General features: G+C 69.7%; 15 protein-coding genes. 12 read left to right on the top strand and 3 right to left on the bottom strand.

The window, feature by feature from the left end; genetic code table 11:
* Positions 1 to 127 precede the first annotated feature (127 nt).
* The 7 genes from map (at position 128) to rplQ (ending at position 4,567) form a co-directional block, all read left to right on the top strand.
* Positions 128 to 1,009, top strand: coding sequence for a type I methionyl aminopeptidase (gene map, locus HMPREF2883_RS09335; protein ID WP_075371324.1), 882 nt, complete (start codon positions 128 to 130; stop codon positions 1,007 to 1,009).
* A 270-nt stretch (positions 1,010 to 1,279) separates the two neighbouring features.
* Positions 1,280 to 1,501: a translation initiation factor IF-1 gene (infA, locus tag HMPREF2883_RS09330; RefSeq protein ID WP_003781847.1), complete on the top strand. Its 222-nt coding sequence runs from the start codon at positions 1,280 to 1,282 to the stop codon at positions 1,499 to 1,501.
* A gap of 33 nt (positions 1,502 to 1,534) precedes the next feature.
* Positions 1,535 to 1,648: a 50S ribosomal protein L36 gene (gene rpmJ, locus HMPREF2883_RS09325; protein WP_003781903.1), complete on the top strand. Its 114-nt coding sequence runs from the start codon at positions 1,535 to 1,537 to the stop codon at positions 1,646 to 1,648.
* A 165-nt stretch (positions 1,649 to 1,813) separates the two neighbouring features.
* Positions 1,814 to 2,188 carry a 30S ribosomal protein S13 gene (gene rpsM, locus HMPREF2883_RS09320; RefSeq protein WP_070661560.1) on the top strand — a complete coding sequence of 125 codons (375 nt, stop codon included), beginning with the start codon at positions 1,814 to 1,816 and terminating at the stop codon, positions 2,186 to 2,188.
* Between the two features lie 62 nt (positions 2,189 to 2,250).
* Positions 2,251 to 2,652: a 30S ribosomal protein S11 gene (gene rpsK, locus HMPREF2883_RS09315; protein ID WP_003781888.1), complete on the top strand. Its 402-nt coding sequence runs from the start codon at positions 2,251 to 2,253 to the stop codon at positions 2,650 to 2,652.
* A 157-nt stretch (positions 2,653 to 2,809) separates the two neighbouring features.
* Positions 2,810 to 3,811 carry a DNA-directed RNA polymerase subunit alpha gene (locus HMPREF2883_RS09310; RefSeq protein WP_070661445.1) on the top strand — a complete coding sequence of 334 codons (1,002 nt, stop codon included), beginning with the start codon at positions 2,810 to 2,812 and terminating at the stop codon, positions 3,809 to 3,811.
* 30 nt (positions 3,812 to 3,841) lie between these two features.
* Positions 3,842 to 4,567, top strand: coding sequence for a 50S ribosomal protein L17, sunset domain variant (gene rplQ, locus HMPREF2883_RS09305; RefSeq protein WP_070661443.1), 726 nt, complete (start codon positions 3,842 to 3,844; stop codon positions 4,565 to 4,567).
* 559 nt (positions 4,568 to 5,126) lie between these two features.
* Here rplQ and HMPREF2883_RS09300 read toward each other — a convergent pair.
* Positions 5,127 to 6,248, bottom strand: coding sequence for a tetratricopeptide repeat protein (locus HMPREF2883_RS09300; RefSeq protein WP_070661440.1), 1,122 nt, complete (start codon positions 6,246 to 6,248; stop codon positions 5,127 to 5,129).
* 105 nt (positions 6,249 to 6,353) lie between these two features.
* Positions 6,354 to 8,213, bottom strand: coding sequence for a tetratricopeptide repeat protein (locus HMPREF2883_RS09295; protein WP_141759085.1), 1,860 nt, complete (start codon positions 8,211 to 8,213; stop codon positions 6,354 to 6,356).
* Between the two features lie 167 nt (positions 8,214 to 8,380).
* Between HMPREF2883_RS09295 and HMPREF2883_RS09290 the strand changes: the two genes are divergently transcribed.
* Positions 8,381 to 9,109: an MgtC/SapB family protein gene (locus HMPREF2883_RS09290; protein ID WP_070661434.1), complete on the top strand. Its 729-nt coding sequence runs from the start codon at positions 8,381 to 8,383 to the stop codon at positions 9,107 to 9,109.
* 323 nt (positions 9,110 to 9,432) lie between these two features.
* Here HMPREF2883_RS09290 and HMPREF2883_RS09285 read toward each other — a convergent pair whose 3' ends face one another.
* Positions 9,433 to 10,188 carry an ROK family protein gene (locus HMPREF2883_RS09285; protein ID WP_070661431.1) on the bottom strand — a complete coding sequence of 252 codons (756 nt, stop codon included), beginning with the start codon at positions 10,186 to 10,188 and terminating at the stop codon, positions 9,433 to 9,435.
* Positions 10,189 to 10,236: 48 nt separating this feature from the next.
* On the opposite strand from HMPREF2883_RS09285, the gene truA reads away from it, so the two are divergent.
* From truA to glmM, 4 genes are all read left to right on the top strand, one after another.
* Entirely contained in the window at positions 10,237 to 11,136 is a 900-nt protein-coding gene (truA, locus tag HMPREF2883_RS09280) for a tRNA pseudouridine(38-40) synthase TruA (protein ID WP_070661428.1), read from the top strand.
* A 258-nt stretch (positions 11,137 to 11,394) separates the two neighbouring features.
* Positions 11,395 to 11,838 (top strand): 50S ribosomal protein L13, encoded by a 444-nt coding sequence (gene rplM / locus HMPREF2883_RS09275; protein WP_003789346.1) that lies wholly within the window; start codon positions 11,395 to 11,397, stop codon positions 11,836 to 11,838.
* A gap of 43 nt (positions 11,839 to 11,881) precedes the next feature.
* A complete protein-coding gene (gene rpsI, locus HMPREF2883_RS09270) occupies positions 11,882 to 12,376 on the top strand; it encodes a 30S ribosomal protein S9 (protein WP_003789348.1) in 495 nt (164 codons plus the stop codon).
* A 314-nt stretch (positions 12,377 to 12,690) separates the two neighbouring features.
* Entirely contained in the window at positions 12,691 to 14,052 is a 1,362-nt protein-coding gene (gene glmM, locus HMPREF2883_RS09265; RefSeq protein WP_070661426.1) for a phosphoglucosamine mutase, read from the top strand.
* Positions 14,053 to 14,061: the final 9 nt, after the last annotated feature.

Genomic DNA, 14,061 nt, shown 5'->3' with positions numbered 1-14,061 from the left:
GGCGGGTCGTCTGCTCACGCGGACGACCCGCCTACGCATGCTCCGGTGTGTCCCCATACCTGACGGGGGAGCCGGAACCGCCCCAGGCCTCAGGCCCAGCCCGCTCCACACGACCCAGGAGGCACCCGTGCTCTCACGCGAACAGATCCAGATCAAGACGCCGGAGCAGGTCCGCCTCATGCGCCGGGCCGGGCTCGTCGTCGCCGACATCCACGCCGCCCTGCGCAAGGCGGTGCGCGCCGGGATCACCACCGCCGAGCTCGACGCCGTCTCAGCCGGGGTCATCGAGGCCGCCGGCGCCCACTCCAACTTCCTGGGCTACTACGACTACCCGGCCACCGTGTGCATCTCCGTCAACGACGAGGTCGTCCACGGCATCCCCGGTGAACGGGTCCTGGCCGACGGCGACCTGGTCACCTTCGACTGCGGCGCCTACATCCTCGACGAGGACGGCACCCAGTGGCACGGCGACGCCGCCTTCACCACCGTCGTCGGCGGGACGTACCTGAGCCAGACCGACCGGCTCGTGGACACCACCACCCGACAGGCCCTGTGGGAGGCCATCGCCGCCGTCGCCCGCGCCGCAGCGGGGGAGGGGCACGGACGCCAGCTGCGCCTCAACGCGGTCGGCGACGCCGTCGAGGCCGTTGTCGCCGACGTGGCCGAGCGGGAGGGCCACGAGCTGGGGATTCTCCAGGAGTACGTCGGCCACGGCATCGGCACGAGCATGCACATGGCCCCCGACGTCCTCAACTACTCCGTCAAACGGCGCGGTCCCCGCCTGCGCCCCGGCATGGTGCTGGCCATCGAGCCCATGCTCACCGCCGGCAGCCCGGCCACGCGCGAGCTCGACGACGGCTGGACCGTCGTCACCCGGGACGGCTCCCACGCCGCCCAGTGGGAGCACACCGTCGCCATCGTCCCCGGCGGAGTGTGGGTCCTCACCGCGCCCGACGGCGGCGCCGAGGGCCTGGCCCCCTACGGCATCGAGCCCAAGGCACTGGGCTGAGACGCTGAGGCGGGACCTGCTGCGAGGATGCGCTTACCCGCGGTGTGTCAGGAAACACCGCGTAATCGCGCCATCTGGCATGGTGGAGCCCGGGCCGTCTGCCGTAAAGTTATCCGCTGGACGCGCGTCCGTCGATGACGCATGCCCTCATGCCGCATTCACGACCCTGGCAACAGGGGCCCGCGGTGAGGCCTGCGCAACGGCGACCGCGGCTGCCCGGCGGCGACGTCGTCGGGGTGAACTCGAGCGAGAAAGCACCGATGGAGGAACATGGCTAAGAAGGACGGAGTCATCGAGGTCGAGGGATCGGTCGTCGAGGCCCTTCCGAACGCGATGTTCCGGGTGGAGCTGAGCAACGGGCACGTCGTGCTCGCGCACATCTCCGGAAAGATGCGGCAGCACTACATCCGCATCCTCCCCGAGGACCGGGTGGTCGTGGAGCTGAGCCCCTACGACCTGTCCCGCGGCCGAATCGTCTACCGGTACAAGTGACATGTCGGCTCCCAGAGCCGGCGGAGGAACATCATGAAGGTCAAGCCGAGCGTCAAGAAGATCTGTGACAGCTGCAAGGTGATTCGTCGCCACGGCCGCGTCATGGTCATCTGCGAGAACCCGCGGCACAAGCAGCGTCAGGGCTGAGTCCCCGGCGCCGGGCCGCCCAGAGAGCTGGACGGCCCTTTCCAGCACCCATCCCAGCGCACCCGCACCGCGGGTCCGCAACCCCCGGTTCTCGGAGGCCGGGGCCACCAGGCGAGGTGGGGGAGATGGGTGACGACCTCCGGGAGCACACAGGAGAACCACACCGTGGCACGCATTTCCGGTGTCGACCTGCCTCGCGAGAAGCGAGTCGAGGTCGCACTCACCTACATCTTCGGGATCGGACGCACCCGCGCGGACGAGACCCTGAAGGCGACGGGCGTCAACCCCGACACCCGCGTCAAGGACCTCACCGAGGAGGAGCTGGTCAAGCTCCGCACCCACATCGACGGCAACTACCAGGTTGAGGGTGACCTGCGTCGTGAGGTTCAGGCGGACATCCGCCGCAAGATCGAGATCGGCTGCTACCAGGGCCTGCGCCACCGCCGCCACCTGCCGGTGCACGGTCAGCGCACCAAGACCAACGCGCGTACCCGCAAGGGCCCCAAGCGCACCGTGGCCGGTAAGAAGAAGGCCAAGTAAGCAGCAGCTCGCGCCCCGCCCAGCGCAGGGCGCAGTGACGACCTCATCACGAAGAAGGAAGAATGCCTCCCAAGACCCGCGCCGCCGCGCGCAAGACGCGCCGCAAGGACCGCAAGAACGTTACCCACGGTCACGCCTACATCAAGTCCACCTTCAACAACACCATCGTCTCGCTGACGGACCCGCAGGGCGCCGTCATCGCCTGGTGCTCTTCCGGCCAGGTCGGCTTCAAGGGCTCGCGCAAGTCGACCCCCTACGCCGCCCAGCTCGCCGCCGAGGCCGCCGCCCGGCGCGCCCAGGAGCACGGCATGAAGAAGGTTGACGTCTTCGTCAAGGGTCCCGGCTCCGGCCGCGAGACTGCGATCCGCTCCCTCCAGGCCGCCGGCCTCGAGGTCGGCTCGATCACCGACGTCACCCCCCAGGCCTTCAACGGCTGCCGCCCGCCCAAGCGCCGTCGCGTCTGAGCTTCACGGGACGACGGCGCAGCCGGTTGCTGCGTCGTCGTCCCACCACGTTCCGCCCCCACGGCGGGACGCGGAGTAGGGCCGGCCCGGTCGGGCCGGTTGCTCCACCCATGAGGAACGGCGTCATATAGCGGGCGCCGCGACGAAAGGAAACCACGTGCTCATTGCACAGCGACCCACGCTCACCGAGGAGGTTGTGGTCGAGGACCGCCGCTCGCGCTTCGTGCTCGAGCCCCTCGAGCCCGGCTTCGGCTACACGCTCGGCAACTCCCTGCGCCGCACGCTGCTGTCCTCCATCCCGGGGGCGGCCGTGACCAGCATCCGCATCGACGGGGTGCCCCACGAGTTCCGCACGATCCCCGGGGTCAAGGAGGATGTCGCCCAGATCATCCTCAACATCAAGGAGATCGTCCTGTCCTCGGAGAACGACGAGCCGGTCGTCATGTACCTGCGCAAGTCCGGTCCGAGCGAGGTCACCGCCGGTGACATCACCCCGCCGGCCGGCGTCGAGATCCACAACCCCGACCTGGTCATCGCCACTCTCAACGAGAAGGGCAAGCTGGAGATCGAGCTGACCGTCGAGCGCGGCCGCGGCTACGTCTCCGCCAACCAGAACAAGGACCCCAACGCGGAGATCTCCCGCATCCCGGTGGACTCGATCTACTCGCCGGTCAAGAAGGTCTCCTACTCCGTCGAGGCCACCCGTGTGGAGCAGCGCACCGACTTCGACCGTCTCATCGTCGACGTCGAGACCAAGTCCTCCATCACCCCGCGTGACGCCCTGGCCTCCGCCGGTAAGACACTCGTGGAGCTCTTCGGCCTAGCCCGTGAGCTCAACGTCGAGGCCGAGGGCATCGAGGTCGGCCCCTCGCCGATCGACGAGGCCTTCCAGCAGGACCTGGCCCTCATGATCGACGAGCTCGACCTGCAGGCCCGCTCCTCCAACGCCCTCAAGCGCGAGGGCATCCACACCGTCGGTGAGCTCGTCTCGCGCAGCGAGGCCGACCTGCTCGACATCCGTAACTTCGGCGCCAAGTCCATCTCCGAGATCAAGGACAAGCTGGCCGAGCTGGGGCTCTCCCTCAAGGGCTCCCCGGTCGACTACGTCTCGGACGACGACTACGCCAACCCCACGTTCAGCGACGAGACCCAGGCCTGAGCCGGCTCGTTATTCACCTAGGAGACAACCATGCCTCGCCCCACTAAGGGTCCCCGTCTGGGCGGCAGTGCCCAGCACGAGCGTCACCTGCTCGCCAACCTGGCCACGCAGCTCATCGTCCACGAGTCGATCAAGACCACGGAGGCTCGCGCCCGTCGCCTGCGTCCCTACGTCGAGAAGCTCATCACCAAGGGCAAGCGCGGTGACCTGCACGCCCGCCGCACCGTGCTGAAGAAGGTGACGGACAAGTACGCCGTCTACCGCCTCTTCGAGGAGCTCGCCCCCAAGTTCGAGGGCCGCGAGGGCGGTTACACCCGCATCATCAAGACGACCCCCCGCAAGGGCGACAACGCCCCCATGGCGGTCATCTCCCTGGTGCTGGAGCCGGTTGCCCGCAAGGAGATCGTGGACGACGCGGTCGCCACCGCCAAGAAGGCCGCCCAGAAGGCTGTTGCCGACGAGGACAAGGCCGAGAAGAAGGCCACGACCGAGAAGGCTGAGGAGAAGGCCGACAAGGCTGAGAAGGCTGACAAGGCCGAGTACGCCGGCGCGGTCCGCCTCGAGGAGGGCGCCACTGACGCTCCCGACGACGACCACCTGGTCAAGGGCAACGAGGACTCCATGAAGTACCACGTTCCCGGCTCGCGCTGGTACGACGCCACGGTCGCCGAGATCTGGTTCGCCAGCGCCGAGGACGCCGAGGCCGCGGGCTTCGCCCCCGCCGGCGGCGCCGCCGCCCAGAAGGTCGAGAAGTGAGCCAGAGCTGACGCTCTGAGCGAGAACTCCGGGAGGGCCGGTCACCTGATGGTGACCGGCCCTCCCCGTGTGCTTGGTGGATGGTGGCCGACGGCGTCGTCACCGGCCAGGTCCTGAAGCGCCCCTGAGGCGAAAGCGGCCTGCCTGCGCCGGGCTCCCCGCACCAGCCGATGTTCACCTCTCAGACAGCCGGTGACTGGGCGAGGCTGATGAGAGAGCCGAGAAGATCAGCGCGGGGACTGGCAGGCCGGGGTCCTTCGTGTCGGGGGACCTTGATCGAGGACGTACTTCTCCGACGAGAACTGCGATGTCCTGCAGACCACTGGGGGTGGAGTGCAGTCATTTGTGGGAAAAGTACGTTCTGGACGGAGAATGCAGTCCCCGATCCGTTCGGCTTCGCGTTCCACACCCGCGTCCGCGCCGCCGGGCCGGTGCCGCTCCTCAGAAGCTCACGATGGAGTCCTCCAACGCCTTCTGCTCCGTGGCGGCCTCGGTCTCCTGGCGGATGCGGGCGGCGGCGTCGGACACGGATGGAGACGCAGGGGTGGAACGCGCCATGTCACCGGCCCTCCCCGAGGCGCATGACGAGCATGTCGCGCTCGTGCCGCAGACGGGAGGACTCCTCAACCAGTCCGCAGAACTCCAGGATCGTCGCGTTGACGTCAAGCGCGTTGACGAGAGAGCGGCTGAAGGACTGCGGATCGTGGTCGGAGAGGCTGCGAAGGAGAGCCGTGGCCTCCCGGGAGGCGGCCAGCGCCTCGTCGTTCCGCTCGGCGTTGGACAGGCGCTTGGCCAGATCGATGAGCTCCGTGGAGAGCCTGTGGGAGTATGCGGCCGGGTTGTGCTGCGCCAGGCTCCGATAGAGCGAGACCATCTCCTGCTCGGCGACCAGTGCCTCGTCGAAACGCTCGCCCCGGGTCAGCACGATGACGAGATTATTCAGAGCCTTCCCGAAATCGGAGGTGTACTGACCAGGGGTCTCCCAGATCAGCCGCCTGTACAGGGTGACTGCCTCCTGCGCAGTGTCCGCGGCCTCCCTGTACTGCTCGGCACCGGCCAGGTGACCGGTCAGATTCGTCAACGATGCTGCGAGCTCACCGGCGTAGGCACCGGGATCGGACTGAACCAGTCGGCGTCGGATGCTGACGACCTCCTGAGCGGCGGCCAGCGCGTCGTCGCGCCGCCCGGAGTCGCGCAGCCGGTTGGCGAAGGTGTTCAGGGCCATGGTGAGTCCGGAGGCGTGGGCCGAGAAGTCGGCCTGCGCCAGGTGCCGGTAGAGGTTGACGGACTCCTCGGCGGCGGCCATGGCCTCGGTCTCCCGTTCGGCCGTGTGGAGGTCGATCGAGAGGTTGTTCAGCGCCTCGGCGAGCTCTGCGGTGTGTGCGCCAGGGTCGATCTGCGCCAGGTGACGTCGGATGCTGACGACCTCCTGGGCGGCGACCAGGCCCTCGTCCTGATAGCCGGCCTCGCCCAGGCGCACGGCGAGAAGATTCAGGGCCGTGGCGAGATCGGCAGTGTAGGCGCCGTTGGACCGCGCCAGGTCACGCAGGGCACCGACGGCGTTACGCGCGGCAGCGACAGCCTCCTCCGATCTGCCGGAGTGCGACAAGCCGGCACTGAGATCCAGCTGTTGGGAGGCGTAGTCGTGCCGGGCTCTGTCCTGTGGGTAGGAGGCGGACATGCGACGGTTCTTTCAGAGCGGGGGCGAGTGCGCCCAAGAGTTTAGCGAGGCTCATCGGCTCAGAGGCGGGGTGGAGGTGGGCAGTGGTCTCCATCAGCGGGGCCCTCAGCCCGTCGACGCGAGTGGTCGGATGACCCAGAACCCGTCGACGGAGGTCTCCAGAGCCACATCCTCCGTTATGGCCTTGATTTCCTGGCGGATGCGGGCGGCGTCGGCCTCCTTACCCGCCCATTCGAGGACTGACGCATAGGTCCGCAGCGCGCCGGCGAGCCCCCGGCCGAAGTCCTCCGGGCGCCTGCGGGCCAGACCCCGGTAGGCGATGACCGCCTCCCGCGCGGTCTCCAGGGCCTCGCACCGGTGACCGGCCTCGGCCAGGCGCTTGGCGAGCCGGTGCAGGCACGGGGCCAGCGCCGGGGCGTGAGTCGCCGGGTCACGCTCGGCCAGCTCCCGGCGAATCTCCGCCGTCTCCCGGATCGCGGCCAGCGCGGCGGAGCGATCCCCGACATCACCCAGGCATGTGGCCAGGTTGTGCAGGCATGCTGCCAGGTCCGGCCTGTAGGCGGCCGGATCGACCTGAGCCAGGCTCCGGTAAAAGGTGACCGCCTCCTGCACCGCAGCCAAGGCCTCATGTGCACGCCCGGCCCGGCTGAGGTTCAAGGTAAGGATGTTGAGTACCCGAGCCAGGTCGGCGGTATGAGGAGCCGGGTTGGTACGGACCAGCCGCCGGTAGATGTCGATGGCCTCCCAGGCCATCACGAAGGACTCCTGCAGCTGCCCGGCCGTGTACAGGTAGACGGCGAGGACGTACAGGGACTCGGCCAGGGCCGGGGTGTCAGTGCCGGGACTGCTGCTCACCAGAGTGCGCCGAATGCTGACCACCTCCCGCGAGGCAGCCAGCGCGCGGTTCAGGCTGCCGCCATCACTCAGGCAGGCGGCCTGGACCGTGAGGGTGCTGGCCAGGTCGGGCAGGTGGGTGTCGGGGGCACTGTGGGCCAGAGCGCGAGCGAGGTCGACCGCCTCCTCGGCCGCGGCGAGCGCCTCACGGTGCTGACCCACGTCGCTCAAGCGCCGAGCCAGCGTCCCCAGGGCGTGGGCAGCCTTCGGCGAGTAGAGCGCCGGCGTGCGGTGGGCCAGTCCCCGGTAGAGCGCAGCGGCCTCCTCAGCCGTTTCCAGGGCCTCGGTTCGGCGCCCAACGGAAGCCCCGCAGGCGGCCAGCACCTCCAGGGCTCCGGCAAGATCACCGGTGCACGAACCGAGATCCTCTTCATCGAGGCGACGGTAGAGACCCACGGCCTCCCGGGCCAGCTCGAGGGCCTCATCGACGTAGCCCACCGCGCGCAGCCTGGGAGCCAGACGCGCCAGGTCCGCCGCGAGCCGGCGCGTGTGCACATCTGGATCCGTCCGGACCAGACGCCGTCGGACAGTGAGGGCCTGCTGGGCGGTGACGACGGCGCTGCTGGGCCGGCCGGACACACTCAGACAGCAGGCGAGCGTGACCAGAGCCTGAGCCAACCCGGTCTCCTCACCGAGGGGATCATCCCGTCTCAGGCCCCGGTAGAGGTCCACGGACTCCTGCGCGCTGGCCAGGGCGTCACGCAGATCCCCGGAAGCGCTCAGGTCGACGGCGAGGCGGCACAGCGCCTGCGCCAGACCGGAGGCGTGGGCGTCGTAGTCGTGCCGGGTCAGGCGCCGTCGGATCCGGACCGTTTCCTGTGAGACCGCAACCCCCTCACGCCTGCGGCGGGTCTCGCGCAGGCGGGCTGCCATGACGGAGAGCCCCTCAGCGAGATCGGGCAGGTACGTGCCCGAATCGAGCCGGGCCAGGCCCCGGAGAACCTGGCAGGCCTCCCGTGCGGCATCCAGCGCCTCCCCCCGACGGCCCGACTCGGCCAGGCGCTCACTGAGCTCCAGCAGCCGACCGGCGCGAGCAACCCACTCGGGGGCAACGCAAGGGGAGGTCGACACGTCCGACAAGCCTCAGGAACTGGGGAAATGGTGGTGGGCTCACGCTAGACGGTGCGTGAGCGCCGCCGCGATGGGGAGACATCACCAAAGGCGCGCCCGGCCAAGGGCTCCTTTAGAATCGGCGCTGTGCTGGCGGGGGGCCGGCGGCTGCCGGCAGGACAGGCACGGTGACGACAGAGAAGGGAGCCGGTGTGAACGCGCTGTTCAGCCTGAACCACGTGGGGGTTCAGGTCGTCGCGATGCTCGCCACCTTCCTCCTGTGCCTGACGCTGGGTGCCGAGCGCCACCTGCGCCACAAGGACGCCGGCGTCAAGACGCACGTCCTGGTGGGACTGGGCTCGTGCCTGTTCACCCTCGTGTCCGCCTACGGCTTCGCCCCTATCACCGGCTCGGATGTCGCGGTGGACCCCAGCCGTGTGGCCGCGCAGATCGTCTCCGGCATCGGCTTCCTGGGAGCCGGGGTCATCTTTGTCAACAACGACACCGTCCGGGGCCTGACCACTGCCGCGACCGTCTGGCTCAGCGCCGCCATCGGCATGGCCTGCGGGGCGGGCATGATCCCCCTGGCGGCCACGGCGGTCGCGCTGGACTACATCGTCGTCCTGCTGCTGGGTCCCCTCACCTCGCGCCTGCAGCGCCGCCGCGGCGAGGTGACCGTGCGCATCGACTACGAGGTCGGCCGCGCCATCATGCCTGAGATCCTCCAGGCGGCCACGGCCTCCGGCTTCACGGCCACCCTGGAGGAGACCGAGATGACCCGCGGCGAGCACGGGCGCACCATGAACGCCGTCATGCGCTTCCACGGGCAGCGGCCCGCCGCCCATCTCATCGAGTCCCTCTCCGGGCTCGACGGTGTCGACGGCGTCGAGTGCCTCGAAGGAGGCCGGCTCGACTGAGCCCGCCCGGTGGGGGCGGCCGGGTGCCTCGACGAGGCCCACCGGACCACGCCGAGCCGCCAGATCCGAGTGGAATCGTCCGGAGGTGTCCAAATCTGTGACAAAGGCTCGGGAGGAGTTCATGCCCACGAGTAGAAACCGCATGATTCCAACGTTCCATCAGCGAGGCCAAGGGCTCTGGAGGCTCTTTGTCACAGATTTGGACATCCTCGGCCATATTGACGCCCGCTCCAAACCAGTGCTCCGGGGCCTGCCCCGAGCAGGCCCCGGATTAACTGAACCCGCTCCGGGGAGGGCTCCGGCGACGGACGGAGTAACGGGAATCAGGGGCGGGCCATGTCCCAGCAGCGGGCGCCCCCGGTCATGCCGGCCTCGTTGGGGACCACGACGACGTCGTCGCCGATCCTGGCCAGCTGGGCCGCCGCGATCCGCCGCGAGTTGCCGCCACCCAGGTAGAGGCGGTCCCACAGGTACATGGGGCGCAGGGCGTCGACGACGCGGCGCACCCGACGCGACCAGTGGGCGTCGCCCAGGCGCAGGCGCTCGTGCTCGCCGATGTAGTCGTCATAGGTCAGTCCCCAGCGCACCGGCCCCTGGGAGACCTCCACGTGCGGGGCCAGGACCCCGTTGTCGAAGACGGCGTTGCCCAGGCCCGTGCCCAGGGTCACGATCATCTCCAGGCCGTGGCCCGTGACGACGCCGGCCCCGGCGACCTCGGCGTCGTTGAGGACCAGGGAGGGGATGCCCAGGGCCCGGGAGATGGCGGTGCTCATGTCGAAACGGGCCCAGGCCTCCACCAGGTCGGGCAACACCTTGGAACGGGGGCCGTCCTTGGTGATGTAGTGCGGGGTGGCGATGACGACCCCGTGGCGGATCATGCCCGGCATCCCCACCGTCACCCGGTTCGCGCCCGGCAGCTGGGAGGCCAGCGAGGCGATGGTCTCCACCAGTTTCGTCGGCGGGAGCGGGTAGGGGGTCGGGGTGCGCACGGCGCGGGAGATGATGTTGCCCTCGCAGTCCAGCACCGAGGCCTTGATGCCGCCGCCTCCGCAGTCCACGGACAGAGTCGTTGTGCTCACGGCCGCGAGCCTAGTGGAAGCGCGAAGACGGTGCGGTTCAATGGGGGCATGCCACGCATCCGCCTCGACCTGGCCTACGACGGGACCTTCTTCTCCGGGTGGGCCGCCCAGCCCGGGCTGCGCACTGTCGAGGGGGTCCTCACCTCCGCCCTGGCCACCGTGCTGCGTGAGCCAGTCCGCCTCACCGTGGCCGGACGCACCGACGCCGGCGTCCACGCCGCCGCCCAAGTGGCCCACCTCGATGTGAGCCCCGAGGCCTGGGCCGCACTGCCCGGACGCTCCGGGCGCCTCCCCGAGGCAGCCCTGCTCACCCGGGTGGCGGGCGTCCTGGCCCGCGAGGCCCAGGAGAGCCTGACGCGCACGCCGCGCGGGGCCGGCGACGTTGTCGTCACCGGGGTGCGCACCGTGCCGGAGGAATTTGACGCCCGCTTCGGCGCCCTGAGCCGCCGCTACACCTACCGGATCGCCGACGCCGCCGCCCCGCGCGACCCCGCCCGGCGCGCCACCGTCCTGTGGCTGCCCGATGCGCTCGACGTCGAGGCCATGGACGCCTGCACCCGGCCTCTGCTCGGCGAGCACGACTTCCTGTCCTACTGCAAGCCCCGCCAGGGTGCCACGACCATCCGCACCCTGCGCACCCTGCAGTGGCGCCGGGCCGAGGCCGGGCCGGACTCGGGGTCGGACGTCGGGCTCGTGACCCTGAGCGTCGTCGCCGACGCCTTCTGCCACTCCATGGTCCGCTCCCTGGTGGGGGCGGGCCTGGCCGTCGGGCAGGGACGCAAGCCGGTCACCTGGCCGCGCGAGCTCCTGGACGCCCGCACGCGCCAGAGTGCCGCCCCCGTCGCCCCGCCGCACGGACTGACCCTGGAGGAGGTCACCTACCCGGCCGACGACGAGCTCGCCGCCCAGGCTGAGCGCGCCCGCACCACCCGGCATCTGAGCTGCTGATCCGCGGCCAGGAGCCCACCTGGCCGCGTGGTGCGATTCACGGAACTGGGCAGCCGCACCTTTTGACCCTCCCGTGGGGCGCCCGGTACTGTTGGCAATCGTCGTGCAGCACACGTGTGCGTGTCCGCGGTGCCGTCCCACTCGCCCCGGGTCGCCTGTGCTCCGACCACTCACCTGACCATGGTGGTCTCGCCGAACCGCGAACGCTTCACCGCGCTTCGGCGTGCCCACTCGCCAAGAGAAACGAAGGCAACGCCCGTGCGCACGTATACACCGAAGCCCGGCGACGTCGAGAAGAACTGGTACGTCATTGACGCCACCGACGTCGTCCTGGGTCGACTCGCGGCCCAGGCCGCCACCCTGCTCCGTGGGAAGCACAAGCCCCAGTTCGCCCCCAACGAGGACTGCGGCGACTACGTCGTCATCATCAATGCCGACAAGGTGGCTCTCACCAACGGCAAGGCTGACAAGAAGTTCGCCTACCGCCACTCCGGCCACCCGGGTGGTCTGACCGCCGTCTCCTACCGCGAGCTGCTGGCCACCCGCCCTGAGCGCGCCGTCGAGAAGGCCATCAAGGGCATGGTTCCCCACACCAAGCTCGGTCGCGCCCAGCTCAAGAAGCTCAAGGTCTACGCAGGTGCTGAGCACCCGCACGCCTCCCAGAGCCCGAAGACGTTCGAGATCACCCAGGTCGCCCAGTAAGCGCTCCAGCGCTCGGCACCCCGCGACAAGCAAAGGACATATCGTGGCTGAGACCACTGTCGACATTGACGCGCTGGACGAGGAGAACGCCCCCTCCAGCTACACCACCGAGACCGAGGAGTCCGCTCCTGGTCGCGGCCAGTCCATCACCGCCCCCGGCTCCGGCCTGGGTCGCCGCAAGGAGGCCGTCGCTCGCGTGCGCCTCGTTCCCGGCACCGGCCAGTGGACGCTCAACGGCCGCTCCCTGGAGGACTACTTCCCCAACAAGCTGCACCAGCAGCTCGTGCGCGCACCCTTCACCATCCTGGACCTCGAGGGTCGTTTCGACGTTGTCGCCCGCATCAACGGCGGTGGCGTCTCCGGCCAGGCCGGCGCCCTGCGCCTGGGCATCGCCCGCGCACTCAACGAGATCGACCGTGAGGCCAACCGCGCCACCCTGAAGAAGGCCGGTTTCCTCACTCGCGACTCGCGCATCGTGGAGCGCAAGAAGGCTGGTCTGCACAAGGCCCGCCGTGCCCCCCAGTACTCCAAGCGCTGATCGGGCCAGGTCCTGGCCGAACCGGCCGGGACTCCGCTCCGCTTGCCTACGACGGCGGCCGTCCCCTTCCCGGGGCGGTCGCCGTCGTCATGTGTCAGGGGCGGAGGGGAGCGGCCCGGGCGGCGCCGCCAAAGTCGATACGCAGCCGGCATGAAGCCGATGCTCCCAGGTGAAGGGCGTCATCTCGGGCGCGCGTCGCCGGCTGCGCGCCACCGCAGGACATCAGACCTTGTGCGCTGGCCGAAGGTTGGGCCCCGATGTTCGGCGCTCCGTGGCAGGATGGTGCTGTTTCGTCACCCCTCAGGAGGATTTCCATGGCTCGTCTCTTCGGAACCGACGGCGTACGCGGCCTGGCCAACGACCTGCTCACGCCGACCCTGGCCGTGCAGCTCGGTGAGGCCGCGGCCCGCGTCCTGACCAAGGACACTTCCGCCGCACGCAGCTCACGCAGAGGCCGCCCCCGTGCCATCGTGGGCCGCGACACCCGCGCCTCCGGAGAGTTCCTCGACCACGCCATCAGCGCGGGCCTGGCCTCCTCCGGCATCGACGTTACCCGCGTGGGCGTCCTGCCCACCCCGGCGATCGCCCACCTGACGGCCACCCAGGACATCGAGCTGGGCGTCATGATCTCCGCCTCCCACAACCCCTTCCCGGACAACGGCATCAAGTTCATCGCCCGCGGCGGCTACAAGCTCGCCGACGCCGTCGAGGACGAGATCGAGGCCCTCCTGGGCAAGATCAGTGACCGCCCCACCGGCGCCGACGTCGGCCGCGTCATCAAGGGTGAGACCGTCGCCGACCAGAACTACATCAACCACCTCGTCGACTCCGCCGCCACCGACCTGTCCGGGCTGCGCATCGTCGTCGACGCCTCCAACGGTGCCGCCTCCGTCGTGGGTCCTGCCGCGCTGCGGGCCGCCGGCGCCGAGGTCATCGTCATCAACGCCTCCCCGGACGGCCTCAACATCAACGACAACTGCGGCTCCACCCACCCCGAGCAGCTGCAGAACTACGTCAAGGCGGTGGGAGCGGACATGGGTGTGGCCTACGACGGTGACGCCGACCGCTGCCTGGCCGTGGACGCCGACGGCCAGCTCGTCGACGGTGACCAGATCATGGGCATGCTCGCCATCGGCATGAAGGCCGACGGCACCCTCGGCTCCGACACGCTCGTCGTCACCGTCATGAGCAACCTCGGCCTCATCCTGGCCATGCGCGAGCACGGCATCCGCACCGTCCAGACCGGCGTGGGCGACCGCTACGTGCTCGAGCGGATGCTCCAGGGCGGCTACACCCTGGGCGGCGAGCAGTCCGGGCACGTCATCGACACCGTCCACGCCACCACCGGTGACGGCGTGCTCACCTCCCTGCACGTGGCCGCGCGCGTCAAGCGCACCGGCAAGACGCTGGCCGAGCTGGCCAGCGTCGTCACCCGCCTGCCCCAGACCCTCATCAACGTCAAGAACGTCGACAAGGGCGCTGCCAGCACCAACAAGGCCGTGCAGGACGCCGTGGCCTCCGCGGAGAAGGACCTGGGCGAGACCGGCCGGGTCCTGCTGCGCCCCTCGGGCACCGAGCCGCTCGTGCGCGTCATGGTCGAGGCCGCCACCCAGGAGGAGGCCGACCGCGTGGCCCGCTCCCTGGCCGACACCGTCAAGAACAACCTCAGCCTGTGAGCTGACGGA

It is taken from the genome of Actinomyces sp. HMSC075C01 (assembly GCF_001812965.1).
GTDB lineage: Bacteria > Actinomycetota > Actinomycetes > Actinomycetales > Actinomycetaceae > Actinomyces > Actinomyces acetigenes.
This window is presented reverse-complemented; position numbering and strand designations above follow the sequence as displayed.